12 protein-coding genes are annotated in these 13,121 nt (G+C 58.7%); 5 read left to right on the plus strand and 7 right to left on the minus strand.

What is annotated here, in order from left to right; genetic code table 11:
- Window positions 1-8: 8 nt before the first annotated feature.
- The 6 genes from EXN68_RS17430 to EXN68_RS17455 all read right to left on the minus strand — a co-directional run bounded on the left by EXN68_RS17430 (window position 9) and on the right by EXN68_RS17455 (window position 6,648).
- Complete coding sequence (locus tag EXN68_RS17430; protein WP_142842062.1) at window positions 9-1,325, minus strand: ATP-binding protein; 1,317 nt, start codon at window positions 1,323-1,325, stop codon at window positions 9-11.
- Window positions 1,322-2,062, minus strand: a complete 741-nt coding sequence (locus EXN68_RS17435; protein ID WP_142842063.1) for a response regulator — start codon at window positions 2,060-2,062, stop codon at window positions 1,322-1,324. The genes EXN68_RS17430 and EXN68_RS17435 overlap by 4 nt, the downstream gene beginning before the upstream one ends.
- 95 nt (window positions 2,063-2,157) lie before the next feature.
- Window positions 2,158-3,204 carry an alpha/beta fold hydrolase gene (locus EXN68_RS17440; RefSeq protein ID WP_142842064.1) on the minus strand — a complete coding sequence of 349 codons (1,047 nt, stop codon included), beginning with the start codon at window positions 3,202-3,204 and terminating at the stop codon, window positions 2,158-2,160.
- A 201-nt stretch (window positions 3,205-3,405) separates the two neighbouring features.
- Window positions 3,406-4,164 carry an alpha/beta hydrolase gene (locus tag EXN68_RS17445; RefSeq protein ID WP_142842065.1) on the minus strand — a complete coding sequence of 253 codons (759 nt, stop codon included), beginning with the start codon at window positions 4,162-4,164 and terminating at the stop codon, window positions 3,406-3,408.
- A gap of 45 nt (window positions 4,165-4,209) precedes the next feature.
- Window positions 4,210-5,958 (minus strand): cytochrome c biogenesis protein DipZ, encoded by a 1,749-nt coding sequence (locus tag EXN68_RS17450; protein WP_193559531.1) that lies wholly within the window; start codon window positions 5,956-5,958, stop codon window positions 4,210-4,212.
- A gap of 180 nt (window positions 5,959-6,138) precedes the next feature.
- Window positions 6,139-6,648 carry a cytochrome P460 family protein gene (locus EXN68_RS17455; protein WP_142842067.1) on the minus strand — a complete coding sequence of 170 codons (510 nt, stop codon included), beginning with the start codon at window positions 6,646-6,648 and terminating at the stop codon, window positions 6,139-6,141.
- Between the two features lie 375 nt (window positions 6,649-7,023).
- Here EXN68_RS17455 and EXN68_RS17460 point away from each other — a divergent pair, with 375 nt between their 5' ends.
- The 3 genes from EXN68_RS17460 to EXN68_RS17470 all read left to right on the plus strand — a co-directional run bounded on the left by EXN68_RS17460 (window position 7,024) and on the right by EXN68_RS17470 (window position 9,381).
- Window positions 7,024-8,370, plus strand: coding sequence for an enoyl ACP reductase FabMG family protein (locus EXN68_RS17460; protein ID WP_142842068.1), 1,347 nt, complete (start codon window positions 7,024-7,026; stop codon window positions 8,368-8,370).
- A gap of 106 nt (window positions 8,371-8,476) precedes the next feature.
- The gene (locus tag EXN68_RS27920) at window positions 8,477-8,992 is read left to right on the plus strand and encodes a helix-turn-helix domain-containing protein (RefSeq protein ID WP_237681425.1); all 516 of its coding nucleotides are present in this window, start codon (window positions 8,477-8,479) and stop codon (window positions 8,990-8,992) included.
- A complete protein-coding gene (locus tag EXN68_RS17470) occupies window positions 8,989-9,381 on the plus strand; it encodes a HipA N-terminal domain-containing protein (RefSeq protein ID WP_237681426.1) in 393 nt (130 codons plus the stop codon). Before EXN68_RS27920 ends, EXN68_RS17470 begins: the two co-directional genes overlap by 4 nt.
- A gap of 411 nt (window positions 9,382-9,792) precedes the next feature.
- Here the strand turns inward: EXN68_RS17470 and EXN68_RS17475 are convergent, their stop codons facing one another.
- Window positions 9,793-10,392 carry a TetR/AcrR family transcriptional regulator gene (locus EXN68_RS17475; protein WP_142842069.1) on the minus strand — a complete coding sequence of 200 codons (600 nt, stop codon included), beginning with the start codon at window positions 10,390-10,392 and terminating at the stop codon, window positions 9,793-9,795.
- 102 nt (window positions 10,393-10,494) lie between these two features.
- Here EXN68_RS17475 and EXN68_RS17480 point away from each other — a divergent pair, with 102 nt between their 5' ends.
- The gene (locus EXN68_RS17480; protein WP_142842070.1) at window positions 10,495-11,118 is read left to right on the plus strand and encodes a class I SAM-dependent methyltransferase; all 624 of its coding nucleotides are present in this window, start codon (window positions 10,495-10,497) and stop codon (window positions 11,116-11,118) included.
- Window positions 11,111-12,130, plus strand: coding sequence for an NAD-dependent epimerase/dehydratase family protein (locus EXN68_RS17485; protein ID WP_142842071.1), 1,020 nt, complete (start codon window positions 11,111-11,113; stop codon window positions 12,128-12,130). The genes EXN68_RS17480 and EXN68_RS17485 overlap by 8 nt, the downstream gene beginning before the upstream one ends.
- Window positions 12,131-13,121 lie beyond the last annotated feature (991 nt).

A 13,121-nucleotide genomic window follows, 5' to 3' on the forward strand; every position in this document is an offset into this window, starting at 1 on the left:
CATTCCCGTCAGGGAAAAGCCACTTCGGCCGCAAGCCCGCCGCCCTGCCTGTTATAGAGGCGAACCGAGCCGCCGATCGTTCCGGCGAGCTGCTGCGCGATCGCCAGTCCGAGACCCGTTCCGCCCGTGTCGCGGTTTCGCGATGTTTCAATCCGGAAGAAGGGCTGCATGGCATTTTGCAGCATCTCGTCGGGAATGCCGGGCCCACGATCAAGCACTGTGATAACCACCGTACCTTCGTCACGCCTGTCCACTTTAATTTCGGCACTGCCGCCGAATTTGAGGGCGTTATCTATGAAGTTCGTCAGGATTCTTCGCAACGCATGTGGCTTTGTCGACGCTGTGCCGCGCACCATGCCGGCAACCGAGACGGCTTTTCCGGTATCCTGGTAGTCGTAGGCGATGCTGTCGATAAAAGAGGCCAGATCGATACGGGATGATTTTTCGCCGTTGCCGTGAGCGCTGCGTGCGTAAGCGATGCCATCCTGCACCAGACGTTCGATTTCACGCAGGTCGCTGACCAGCTTCTCCTTTTCCGGCGTATCGTCAGCCATATCGGCCCGCAACCGCATCCGGGTGATGGGCGTCTGCAGGTCGTGCGAGATCGCCGCGAGAATTTGGACGCGCTCCTCGAGATATTGCGCGACCCGATCGCGCATGGCGTTGAACGCGCGGGCGGCGTGGGCAACTTCGCTTGGTCCGCTCTCACTCATCGGCAACCCCTTTTCCCCCGGTTCCAACGCTTCCGCTGCCGCGGCAAGCGTGCTGAGCGGTCTGGTCGTCTGTCGCACTGCAAACCACGTGCAGAGCAACAGAAGCGCCATCTGGGCGGCGAAGACATAAGGCAGCCATTCCGCCAGGGGCATGACGCCGCGCGGTGTCACGTCGATTGTCAAAGGTGCCCCGTCCGATAGCGTCAAATGCGCCTGAAGCCGCTTGCCGTCCCCGGGAATGGACTCGACCCTCACGGGAAAACGGTGTCCCGCCGCCTCCTCGATCCTCTGCGCAATTTCGGCGCCGTGGCCGGACATGTCCGAGACACCGGGAAGCCCGGGGCCGAGGACGAGTTGATAACTGCTGCTGCTCAGGCGATGCACCCACTGCGCCCGCTCATTCGCAGGCAGGCGGTCGATGATGGCGATCGATACCGCCAGATCCTGCTCCAGAGTGCCGAGCATGACCGCCTTTGCCGACATGTATCGTTCGGCAAAGAGGATGCTGAACGACAGGCCGTAGGCGATGGCAAGGCCGGTAAAAAGGATGATGAAAAGTCTGGAGCGCAATGAGCGCGGCCACCAGGCGGTGAGCAGGCGCGGGCCGTTCATACCCTCGGCTCCGAAATTTCCACGGGCACCGCAAAGACATATCCTTCCGCCCGCACCGTCTTGATGTAGACGGGTTCACGCGCGTCATCCCCCAGCCGCTGGCGCACGCGGCTCACGAGAAGGTCGATCGACCGGTCGAAAAGCTCGGCATCGCGTCCCTGGGTCAGATTTAACAGCTGGTCACGGTTGAGGACGCGCTGGGGATGATCGATGAAAACCCTGAGAAGCCGATACTCAGCCCCGCTCAAGGCAACGGTCGTGCCCTCCCTGTCCAGCAGGTGGCGGCCCACGGTGTCGAGGCGCCAGTCACCGAAGGTCAGGAGCTGCCCGGCCTCGCTGATCTGCAGATTGGGAGGCAGCATCCGCGTGCGGCGCAGGATGGCCTTGATCCGGGCAAGAAGCTCGCGGGCAGCGAAGGGCTTCGAGAGATAGTCGTCGGCGCCCATTTCGAGCCCGATAATGCGATCCATCTCGTCATCGCGGGCGGTCAGCATCAGCACCGGCGTGGCTTTATGTTTCCCCGCCCGCAACTCCCGGCATAGAACCAGCCCGTCATCGCCCGGCATCATCACGTCGAGCACGATGAGATCGACGGTATTACCGTCAAGAAAACTTCTCATCTGCCGTCCATCGGCTGCCACGCTGGTACGCAGGCCGTTCTTCTTCAGGTAGCTGGAGACCAGTTCCCTGATTTCCCTGTCGTCATCCACGACGAGGATATGGTCGATATGTTCCATTGGATGCTTTCGTCGTCCGGGCGGTTCGAGTGGCCCGCTACCGCGTCCCCTGTTGTCATGTGCAGTAAGACAACGGTTCGCGGGCGTCGGCAAGTTTAAAGCTTTGCGACGTCCAGAACAGCCCTGGCAAAAGCCTCGGGGGCTTCCTGCGGCAGGTTGTGGCCGATGCCGCCGCTGATATTGCGATGCTGATATTTGCCGGAAAACTTCGATGCGTAGGCGGAAGGGTCCGGATGCGGCGCGCCGTTGGCGTCGCCTTCCAGCGTTATTGTCGGCACGGTGATGACGGGCAGTTTCGCAAGCTGGTGCTCGTAATCATCGTACTTGGCTTCCCCGTCTGCCAGGGCAAGCCGCCAGCGGTAGTTATGGATGGTTATGGCCACATGGTCGGGATTGTCGAATGCGGGTGCAGAACGATTAAAGGTCTCGTCGCTGAATTTCCAGGTCGGAGATGCCGTCTGCCAGATCAGGCGCACGAAGTCGCGGGTGTTGGCGGCATAGCCTGCACGACCGCGTTCTGTCGCGAAATAGAACTGGTACCACCAGGAGAGTTCCGCCTTGGGCGGAAGCGGCTTCCTGTTGATCTCCTGGCTGCCGATAAGATAGCCGCTGACCGATACCAGCCCGGCGCAACGCTCGGGCCAGAGAGCTGCCATGATGTCGGCGGTGCGAGCGCCCCAGTCATAACCGGCAACGACCGCCTGTTTGACGCCGAGTGCGTCGAGGAAAGCGATCATGTCGACCGCAAGCGCCGCCTGCTGTCCGTTGCGTGCCGTGTCGTTCGAGAGAAAACGGGTCGTGCCATAACCGCGCAGATAGGGGATGAGTACCCGATATCCTGCCGATGCAAGAACGGGTGCGACATCGACATAGCTGTAGATATCGTAGGGCCATCCATGCAGCAGCAGCACGACCGGGCCGTCTGCAGGGCCGACTTCTGCATAACCGACACTGAGTACGCCTGCTTCAACCTGCTTCAGGGCACCAAAGGAGGTAGCTCCGTCGCGTCTGGTTGATGGCTGAGGCGGAAGCGCTTCGCCCTTGGCATGAGCAAGGCCTGCTGCCCCGAATTCGACGGCGGCAACCGTCATTGCGGCAATGCCGAAGAAGCGCCGACGCTGGAAATTGATCTCGGAATTCATTGCTGTCTCTCCTGTCCATGTTGGATGTGGGCAGGTAACGCCGTGCGTGTATCCTCGATGTGTCCCAAGGCGGACGAATGTGAATGGTTTTGTAGCAGGGCGCATTCCGGATACAGACTGATACATTCGGTTCGCCCTCCGAAAGCAATCAGCCGCCCCGGTGTCCGGAGCGGCTGTGCTGAAGTTCGATGCGGGCGCCGATTATTTCGCGGATTGCCGGGCGGCCTGTTCGATGACGTCAGCGACCTTTTCGGGCTGGGAGGCGAAGACCGCGTGGCTTGCCGCAATCTCGGTCACCACACTGCCGGCGCGCTTGGCCATGTCACGTTCCAGATCGGGGTTGATCGACCGGTCCTGCGTTGCGACAATCGACCAGCTTTTCTTGGTTTTCCAGGCCGGTTCGCCGGCCTTGGCGGCAAAGGCGGCCTTGGCGGCGAAGACTTGACTTCTTGCCATGAAGGCGGCGTCCTCATGCGGCAGGTCGCCGGCGAAATCTTGTGCAAAGACGGCCGGATCGAGATAGAGGAACGCGCCATCCTTCGTCGGCTTGATGCCTGTGCCGGCGGGCGGTTTCGAGCCGGCGAGATCGAGAAGGCTCTCTCCTTTTTCGGGCTGGAAGGCGGCGACATAGACGAGCCCTGCAACATCCGGCCGGTTCCCCGCTTCGGAGATCACCATCCCGCTGTAGCTATGCCCAACCAGCAGGCTGGGGCCCTGTTGGAGATCGAGGACCCGGTTGGTGGCTGCCACGTCATCGGCAAGAGCGGTTATGGGCTCCTGCACGATCGTGACGTTGAAACCGCGACTTTGAAGGATGTCTGTCGCCCTGCGCCAGGCCGAACCATCGGCCAGCGCGCCATGGACGATGACGATATTCTTCACCTCTGCCGCCTGTGCGGCAAAAGCGATCAGTGCGGTTGCGACGGCAAGCGCGAATTTTGGCACTAGACGATGGTGCATCATGTTTCTCCTTTGGTTTTGATGGAAAGGGAAGGAAAATCCGGGTCAGCCGAACGTGAAAGCATAGGCCTGTACGCCGGGGTCGAGGAAACGGATGGCGAAGGTTCGCGCTTCGACGGTGCCGGACTGGCGGACGAGCTGGTAAAGGCGGGTTGAGGTGACCGTGCCATTGCCCTCGGCATCCGTGTCGGCGCCATGGTCCTCACCCGGCGGATGCCCGTCGATGGTGACCTGGAAACGAACCGGTTTTCCTGCTGCGTCCGGCCCAAGGACCAGATGCAGGTCACGGGCGTTGAATCGATAGGTGATGCCGCCATCAGCCGCATCAAGTGCCGCCGCCTCCGCGCCAACGGTCCAACTGCCGGAAAGCCCCCATTCGTTGAGCGCCAGCGTAGTGACGGAATAGTCGCGCGGCATGTCTGTACGCATCGCCTCGTTCGAAGCGAAGTTTCGAGCCTGCCGGTAGCCTACATAGGTTTCACCCGAGCGTATGTGCCCGATATCCGCACCGGCTTCCGCCCCTGTCGCCAGCGGATTCACCGGTGCGGTGGCGGAGGCGCTGCTGCCGGCTTCGCGCAACAGGTCCTGGATCGCCTCTTCGGTCTGCCGGTAATCGCCCTCGCCGAAATGGTGGTAGCGGATCTGACCCTTGGCATCGATAAGGTAATGCGCCGGCCAATAGCTGTTATCGAAGGCGCGCCAGATCCTGTAATCATTGTCAATTGCCACCGGGTAGTCGATCCTGAAGCCGGCGACGGCCTGCCTGACATTGTCGATCTTCTTTTCGAAGGCGAATTCGGGGGCGTGAACGCCGATGACGACGAGGCCCTGATCCCGATATTTCTCCGCCCAGGCACGCACATAGGGAATAGTGCGGATGCAGTTGATGCATGAATAGGTCCAGAAGTCGACGAGGACAACCTTGCCATGCAATTGTTCGCGTGTGAGCGGCTGGGAGTTGAGCCACTCGACGGCACCATCAAGCGATGGCGCCTTGCCCTCAATCGGCAAACTCGACCGGGCCGTGGCAGCGCCATCAGCCGCCGCCGTCGCCACCTCAGGCGCTTTGGTGGTGTGGAGCCGATTGAGCACCTGCTGTTCGAAGGATGCCGTGCTTGCATAGGAAATCTGCGCCAGGAAACCCGTATCCAGCCCGAGGGCGATGACCGCGACGCCGGCAAGCACCGCCGCGCCGAGCACCTGCCGGATACGCTCGCTGAAACCCAGTGAGCGTTTCATGGCCGCAAACACCTTGCCTCCGACCAGTATGGCGACGGCAAGCGAGGTGACTGCGCCGGCGGCATAGGCGGCGAGCAGCAGGCTGGTTTCCAGATTGGCCCCCTTCAGGGCCGCGCCTGTCAGTACGAGCCCGAGGATCGGTCCGGCGCAGGGTGCCCATAACAGGCCGGTGGCGATGCCGAGCGTCAGGGAGCCCGCGACCGCCGGCATTGCCCCGGGCTTGCCAGCAGCATTGGCGAGCCGGTTGCCCAGGTCGACGACCGGGCGGGTGATGATGCTGGCAGCATGGGGCGAGACGAGCGCGACACCGAAGACCGCAAGCAGCGCAAGCGCCCCGAACCGGCCATATTCATTGGCGCTGATTGCCCAGCTGCCGCCCACGGCGGCCAGTGTCGCAACGGCGCAGAAGGTTGCCGCCATTCCCGCAAGCAGGGGCAACGTGCTGCGCAGGAACGGTTGCCCCGCCCGCGCAAAAACGAAGGGGAGAATGGGCAGGATACAGGGGCTGAGAATTGTCAGCGCCCCTCCGAGATAGGCAATGACCAGAAACGTCATCATCTTTTCCTTTCAGGCGGGAGTTCCGGCTTCGAGCGGCGAAGGCCACCCGGCGATGGCGCCAATTTCCGGGCCTCACGTATCCCTGATGTGTCGGGGCCTCGGTGAATTTGTAATCGAGTGTAAAAGCCGCCTCCGGCGCGCGGCTGCGAAAGCGAACCCGAACAGCCCCGTCTCGGGTTACGGCGCATATCGCGTGAAGACGAAATCGTGGTCCTTGACGTTGCCCTCGTGGCAGGCGAGGCAGGTCTCATGCTGCGCGGCATCCACCGGCTTGCCGTCAACAAACCGCCCGAAGCCCCAGCCGTGGCTGCCGGTATATTTTTTGGAGTCCTTCACCATCACCTGCACGGTGGTTGCCGCTCCCGGCACGGTGGCCGGCGGAAACTCCGTTGACTGCTGCCGCTTATAGGCAAGCTTCACCAGTATCGAGCCGTCGGGAAAGGGCAGGGTCTTGGTCCTGTAGGCGTTGACGGCGATATCGTTTGCCAGAACAGCGCGAAGCTCGTCCAGCGGCGGCGCTTCCTGTGCGGGTGCGATGAACGTCCAGTCACGGTATCCTTCGGGGAGTGTAACGCCGTAGATGGGGGAAGCGTTTTCCGGCGGCGTTTTCGCCCGGCTTGAATAAACGCTGCCAAAACCTGCTGCCGCAACCGAAAGGGCAACGGCGAAGAAAACCTGCTTCTCCATGAAAATCCTGCCTGATCCGAAAAAGATCAGGCAATGATCTGCGCCGCAGGTATCCGGCATGTTTCCAGAAACCTGCCTTTATGTATCAGATCGTAGCAGGGTATGCGCCATTCCATCTGTGGCGAGATCAGTTTTCCCTGCGAAGCGTTTATTCCCCGTGTCGCCGCTTGCGAAGCGAGCCCGCTTCGCTGTCGGCGCGCTGATCGCCCGCCACCCCTGCATTCCCCTGAATTGCAGGCACAACAGCGGCCAACTTCACGTTTTGAAATAATCGGTCACCGAAAATGAGTTTCCATTCCGTGCGTGTGCGGTCATGTGTTTGTGAAGTTCGTATGAGCCATTGTTCTACGACACACGAATCAAAGAGCTGACAGTATGGAAAACCCGTTTGCACTGAATCATCTTTCCGAGAACACGGTCTTCCGTAAAGGCGATGTTTTCGTCCTTTTCGGCGAACTGTTCGGCCGCGGATACGCGACCGGCCTGCTCGATGAAGCCAGACGGGCTGGAATGGAGATTGTCGGGATCACGGTCGGGCGGCGCGACGAGAACAACGTGCTGCGGCCGCTCAACGCCGAGGAACTGTCTTCGGCGGAGGCCCAGCTGGGCGGCAGGATCATCAACATCCCTCTCATGGCGGGTTTCGATCTGGATGCGCCCGAAGGCGGCCCAACGCCCACCGATCTCCTGGCAAATATGACGCTTGAGAGCTGGGAACATGACAAGCTCGACTGGGATTATGTCGGGCAATGCCGCGATATCGCCACTGCGCGTTTTAAGGAATCGCTTTCAAAAGTCATGGCCGTTCTCGATGGCATGATCCCCGCCGGCCGCAATGTTTTCTTCGCCCACACAATGGCCGGAGGCATCCCGAAGGCGAAGGTGTTCCTGGTCGTGGCCAATCGAATCTACAAGGGAACCGGAGCCCGCCACATGTCGTCGCAGACCCTGCTCGACAGTGATCTGGGAAAACTCATCCTGCAGAATTTTGACGAGGTCTCCGCAAACACCTTCCGCCATCTCATTGATTTCAGCGCGGCGATCCGCGAGCGCGTCGAAGCTTCGGGCGGACAGGTGCGATACACGGCCTATGGTTACCACGGATCAGCCGTCCTCATTGACGGAAGCTATCGTTGGCAGACCTACACCAACTACACGCAGGGTTATGCCAAGATGCGGCTCGAAGGCATTGCAGAGGAAGCCTGGGCGAGAGGCATCAAGGCAACTGTCTATAACTGCCCCGAAATCCGCACCAATTCGTCCGATGTGTTCACGGGTATCGAGCTGCCCCTTATTCCGCTGCTGCTTGCATTGAAGAAAGAAAACGGCGGCCAATGGGCAGACGAACAGTGGCAGGCCTGCGAGCAGTTGCTGGCCGATGGCTTAACCATGGAAGACGTCTTCGGCAAGATCGCCGCCATGCAGGCCAGCGAGGTCATGCGTCCGTTCTATGATTTTTCGGCCTGGCCCATGGCAAACAGCCAGGCGCAGGCTGATTTGACCATCGGCACCTCCAATGAGATCACCCAGATGCATCGCGACAGAAAGGTGATGATCAGCGACCTCCTGAGCGGCCTCGTTGTGAAGGCAACCGGGCAGCTGATTTTCGGCGAAGCGTCTGAACCCTCCGGTCCTGTCCTGTGGCTCAACCATGATATCGTGGCTCGCCGACTGAACACTTCCCACGCGCATTCGAAGTCTGCCGCGCCGCTTGTCGCTTAGGGAATGGAAACCTTACCCCTTGAGGTGACGTGAAGGCTTCCAGGCATCGCTTGGAAACTGGGTGTTTTAGCCATTTAGCGATGAATCTTTCGGTGATTGTCATGCCTTGGATATTGCCAAACAGCGTCAATCCGAGCGTCGGTACCTTCTGTCGTGCCGCTGCTCGCGACGGCGGCTGCGCCACCACTTTCACCTTCCCGGATACGGCTGTTGCGACCAGTTTCATCATCAACTTGCGGAAATATATAAATGCCATTATTTTGGCATTAAACCTCCATATCCGCAGTTAGGTGACAATATGTTGGCATTTAACCTGTCTTCGCCGGCGGAAATTATCAGGGGTCTGGCGGACAGAATGAAGCGCCGAAGGATCGAGCATGGATTGACCCAGCGTGGACTGGCTGCAAGATCGAATGTCTCTTACGGATCGCTGAGGCTATTTGAAGAGACCGGAAAAATCTCCCTCGAAAGTCTCGTGAAAATTGCGTTTGCCCTTCAGGCGGAGGCTGAGTTCGAAGGCTTGTTTCCAGCTCGGCCGCCGCAGAATATCGAGGATGTCATTGACCGTCCTCTCAGGCAGCGTGTGCGCCGGAAGTTAAGTTCAAGCCAATCCAGCAGATGAGCGTTTATCTGGAGCTCGAAGGGAACGAGAGAAAGTTCGGCACGCTTGCCTGGAGTGGCAGGGAACGGAGGGTGTATTTCGAGTACGCGGCGGAGTTTCTGGCTGCGCCCTTTTTGATTTCACCATTCCATATGATGGCCTCTGCTGAATTGATTGCAGCGCCTCGCGATCCGTTTGACGGGCTTCATGGGCTATTCAATGACAGCCTGCCGGGTGGGTGGGGCCGTCTGTTGCTGGATCGCCGTCTCCAGCGGGCCGGCATCGACTATACCCTGCTTACTCCGATCGACTGTCTCTCGGCAGTGGGTCGAACGGGAATGGGGGCACTCTCATACGTTCCTGAACTGCCAGACGATCAGAAACAACAGAGCGTCACTGATCTCGATTAATTCGCTGATCAGGTGGAGTTGGTGCAGAGTGAAATGGACGTTGCCGACATGGATAGCTTGCAGGATGGTCTGGCGACGATACCAAAGGGGACGCTTACCGTGATGACAAGCTGTCACGCTTAGTTGTGGGCGATAAAGTTTCCAAGGATTTTGCTGTGCTCGAAAAGTGAATGTGTCCCAACTTAGGCCATTGTCATCATTTGGTTTATCGACAACAGCAGAAGGAAGTCCGTCAAAATTGCTGAACGGACGTCTTTCTATGAATGGGCGAAATGACGCTGGAAGCGCTCCGGCTGTTGGTGCCGGAAAGCCTTGGTCTGCATAGGGTAATTGTTGTCTAAAACAGCCTTTAGTTCGTTTGAGACGACAATCGTTTGGCGGCTTTGCGCCAAGAGCGGACGTCCGTTTCTCTCAAACCTCAGCTTGAGCCGCACCGTCGATAAGCATCCGCAATAGCGGTGCAATCAGATCGACAAGGTCTTCGGGATCGGCTTCCGTGAGGGCGGACAGGCCCATCATTTGCCGCATCACCTGAAACCCAGCGACGATCGACAGGATCAGTGCCGCACGTTCAGGAACCAGGTTTCCTGTGAGTGCATTCTTCATCGTCTTGTGATGTCCCGCCTCGATCTGTTCCCTGCCTATCTCAGCGGCCCGCTTGCTGGATGACGAATGAAACATGATCAGGAACCCATCCAGTGGCGTATCCTCACCGCGCGTGATGCTTACAAGCGCCTTCGCCATTGTTCGCGCCAGATCGGCTGATGCGAGATTCTCGCGCGTCAGGATCGTCGGGGACGCCATGGTCAACGCGACGACTTCGGCAAACAGTTTCTCCTTCGAACCGAAATACCTGTTCACCAGCATCGCGGTAACCCCGGCGCCGGCGGCGATCTCGCGCACGCCAGCGCCGTCATAGCCCTTTTCAGCGAACGCGCGCCGGGCCGACGTCAGGATTGCATCCCGCGTTGCGGAAGCACTTCTCTTCGCTTTCGCCGCATCTTTTTTCATTCGGCATCTTTCATGTATACAACTGTAGACTTATCTCATTCCTTGAGGTATACACCCGTAGACTTTTCCGATCAATCGTGAACAATCTGGACGCCAGGGAAGATGATCTTGAACTCGACATCCGCCATTTCCGACGGTCTCTTCTTCCTCAAGGCGTGGCTGCGCCGACCGCTTGGCGTTGCTTCGGTCACGCCGTCAAGCCGTTCGCTTGCCCAACTCATCACGCAGGAGATCGACGGGAATGCAGGGCATGTCATCGAGCTAGGCCCAGGCACTGGGGTGTTCACGCGCGCGCTGCTGGGCCGAGGCGTCAGGGAGGACAAGCTTGTGCTCGTTGAGCGAGAGCCCTGCTTTGCAGACATGATGGCGGACAGGTTTCCCGGCGCAACGGTCCTGAAAGCCGACGCAGCCCGCCTTGGAAACCAGCGTATGGACGCCCAATGCGGAGCCGTCGTCAGCGGCCTGCCGCTTCTCTCCATGCCGCCGCGCCAGGTGATGGCGATCCTGTCGGGCAGCTTTCGGCACCTGCGCGCCGGCGGCAATTTCTATCAGTTCACATATGGCCCCAGATGCCCTGTGCCCCGTGTCATTCTCGATCGTCTGGGCCTGAAGGCGACGCTTCTCGGCCGCACCATTCACAACCTGCCGCCCGCGGCGGTCTACCGTATCAGCAGACGGGGAAAGCTTCCTCTCTGGCTCGGAAAATCAGGAGATATCCATGAGTGAAACCGTATTGGTCACCGGAGGAACCGGCTATGTCGGCGGCTGGTGTATCGCCGAGCTGCTGAAGCGCGGCTATCGCGTTCGAACCACGGTGCGTTCCTTGGGCAAGGAATCGCAAATCCGCGCTGCCGTTGCGCGCGAGGTCGAGGCCGATGCGAACCTGACGGTTCATGCCGCTGACCTGCTCAATGATACCGGCTGGGATGACGCGATGGCGGGTTGCGACTACGTGCTACATGTCGCGTCGCCGCTCACCGGCGCTGCGAGTGGCGATCGCTATGGTCTGGTCGCACCGGCCCGCGACGGCACGCTCAGGGTTCTGAAAGCCGCGACGAAGGCCGGCGTGAAACGTGTTGTCATGACATCGGCGGCCGCCACCGCTCGGCAACCGTTGAGCCGGGACGTCGTCAGCGACGAGACCATGTGGGCCGATCCCGACGATCCGCAGTTCGACGCCTATCGCGTCTCGAAGATTCTCGCCGAGAAAGCCGCCTGGGAATTCGTGACGGCGCAAGACGGAGCGATCGAATTCACCACCATCATGCCCGGCGCGATCTTCGGCCCCATCCTGTCCGCCGAAACGACGGGATCGGTCGATATCATCGGCGGATTGCTAAAAGGACAGCCGAAGGTCCTGCCGAAACTCGGCTTCTGGATCACCGACGTCCGCGATCTGGCGGATATTCACATCCGGGCGATGACGTCTCCACAGGCAAAGAACGAACGCTTCATCGCAACTGGCGACTTCCTATGGATGGGCGACATAGCGGCCGCCTTGAGGCATGGCCTCGGCCGACAGGCGACGAATGTCCCGACCAAGAGCCTGCCTGTCCTCCTTACGAAATTGCTGATTCCATTCAATTCGCAACTTAGGACGATCGCGCCTCTGGTCGGCAGGCGGTTTCGACTGTCGACGGACAAAATAAGAAAGGTTCTCGGCTATACCCCGCGTCCGGCCGCTGACACGATCATCGACTGCGCAAGAAGCCTTCTGGATGTCCGGGCGGCCGCCTGATGACCGCTTCGGGCCATAAGTAGACATAATCATGCTAGCTTGATGATGAAGCTAAAGTGAAAAGTTGTTTTGACTGGCTGCCGTGATTGCTGCCTGCATATTTCGACTTGAAAGGATATATATTTTCAACGAATTAACGCTGTTCCCCTAGCTTCTTTAGCTTTGGGGAAAGATTTTTGTTTCCCCGTTCGTCCCCGCCTTGTTTGCCTGATTTATATTGCCCTTGTTCCGTGATGAACCGGGAGACATTCCGGTTTTGAAACTGAACCAGCGCCGGCTGTGAGAGAAAGACGTCAATCTCATATTCGGGGTCTGACAGGCAAAGTCCTCTGGCAATGACCGGAGGAGAGATAGAATCTGGTTGTGGTGGGCCTTTCTATTTCTCCGAACGCATTGGCTGAAGGACTCGCTTTGCAGGCATAAAGCGCTGATGCGGGGCACTGATAAGTGTCTTTATTTCCCACAGGTGGCAATTTTCAGTGCCCCGTTGCAATGCCCATCGAGCTGAAAGGCTGGTGGAAAAAGAGATGAAGCTCACAACACGGTCGCAACTGTGTCGCGTGACAGGAAAGGTGTGTCCAAATGAATCTCTATGAAATGTACGTCATTGTTACTCGGGCAGATACTGCGCTGATGAGGAGGAGGCTGGCACGATCTCTTTATGCCAGGGCAAAGCTTCGAAATCGGAAGCTCAAGAAGCAATATTTACACAATCAGAAGGAGAATTTTGATTCGATGGTCGATAGGAAGAGGGCAGGCCAGTCGCGGTCTGGGCGACTTCCGTAAATATATATTTATATAATAATCAATGCGGAAACATATAAAATATATGCGCTGGTGGATTGTATATTTTTGACTGAAGACGGATGAGAATCTGCGGGCAAAACCGATTTTACTGACCTGCAATTTGCGGATTGCGGACCAACTACGCATAAATATATGAGTTTTATGTTGAATTTACTGATTTGAGTGGAGAATTGTTATGCGTGGA

Origin of the sequence: Martinezella rhizogenes, assembly GCF_007002745.1 — a bacterium.
GTDB classification, from domain to species: domain Bacteria; phylum Pseudomonadota; class Alphaproteobacteria; order Rhizobiales; family Rhizobiaceae; genus Agrobacterium; species Agrobacterium cucumeris.

Coding starts and splice junctions, on each gene's coding strand:
- EXN68_RS17430 (WP_142842062.1), bottom strand. CDS start 1,325: ATGAACGGCCCGCGCCTGCTCACCGCCTGGTGGCCGCGCTCATTGCGC.
- EXN68_RS17435 (WP_142842063.1), bottom strand. CDS start 2,062: ATGGAACATATCGACCATATCCTCGTCGTGGATGACGACAGGGAAATC.
- EXN68_RS17440 (WP_142842064.1), bottom strand. CDS start 3,204: ATGAATTCCGAGATCAATTTCCAGCGTCGGCGCTTCTTCGGCATTGCC.
- EXN68_RS17445 (WP_142842065.1), bottom strand. CDS start 4,164: ATGCACCATCGTCTAGTGCCAAAATTCGCGCTTGCCGTCGCAACCGCA.
- EXN68_RS17450 (WP_193559531.1), bottom strand. CDS start 5,958: ATGACGTTTCTGGTCATTGCCTATCTCGGAGGGGCGCTGACAATTCTC.
- EXN68_RS17455 (WP_142842067.1), bottom strand. CDS start 6,648: ATGGAGAAGCAGGTTTTCTTCGCCGTTGCCCTTTCGGTTGCGGCAGCA.
- EXN68_RS17460 (WP_142842068.1), top strand. CDS start 7,024: ATGGAAAACCCGTTTGCACTGAATCATCTTTCCGAGAACACGGTCTTC.
- EXN68_RS17470 (WP_237681426.1), top strand. CDS start 8,989: ATGAGCGTTTATCTGGAGCTCGAAGGGAACGAGAGAAAGTTCGGCACG.
- EXN68_RS17475 (WP_142842069.1), bottom strand. CDS start 10,392: ATGAAAAAAGATGCGGCGAAAGCGAAGAGAAGTGCTTCCGCAACGCGG.
- EXN68_RS17480 (WP_142842070.1), top strand. CDS start 10,495: ATGATCTTGAACTCGACATCCGCCATTTCCGACGGTCTCTTCTTCCTC.
- EXN68_RS17485 (WP_142842071.1), top strand. CDS start 11,111: ATGAGTGAAACCGTATTGGTCACCGGAGGAACCGGCTATGTCGGCGGC.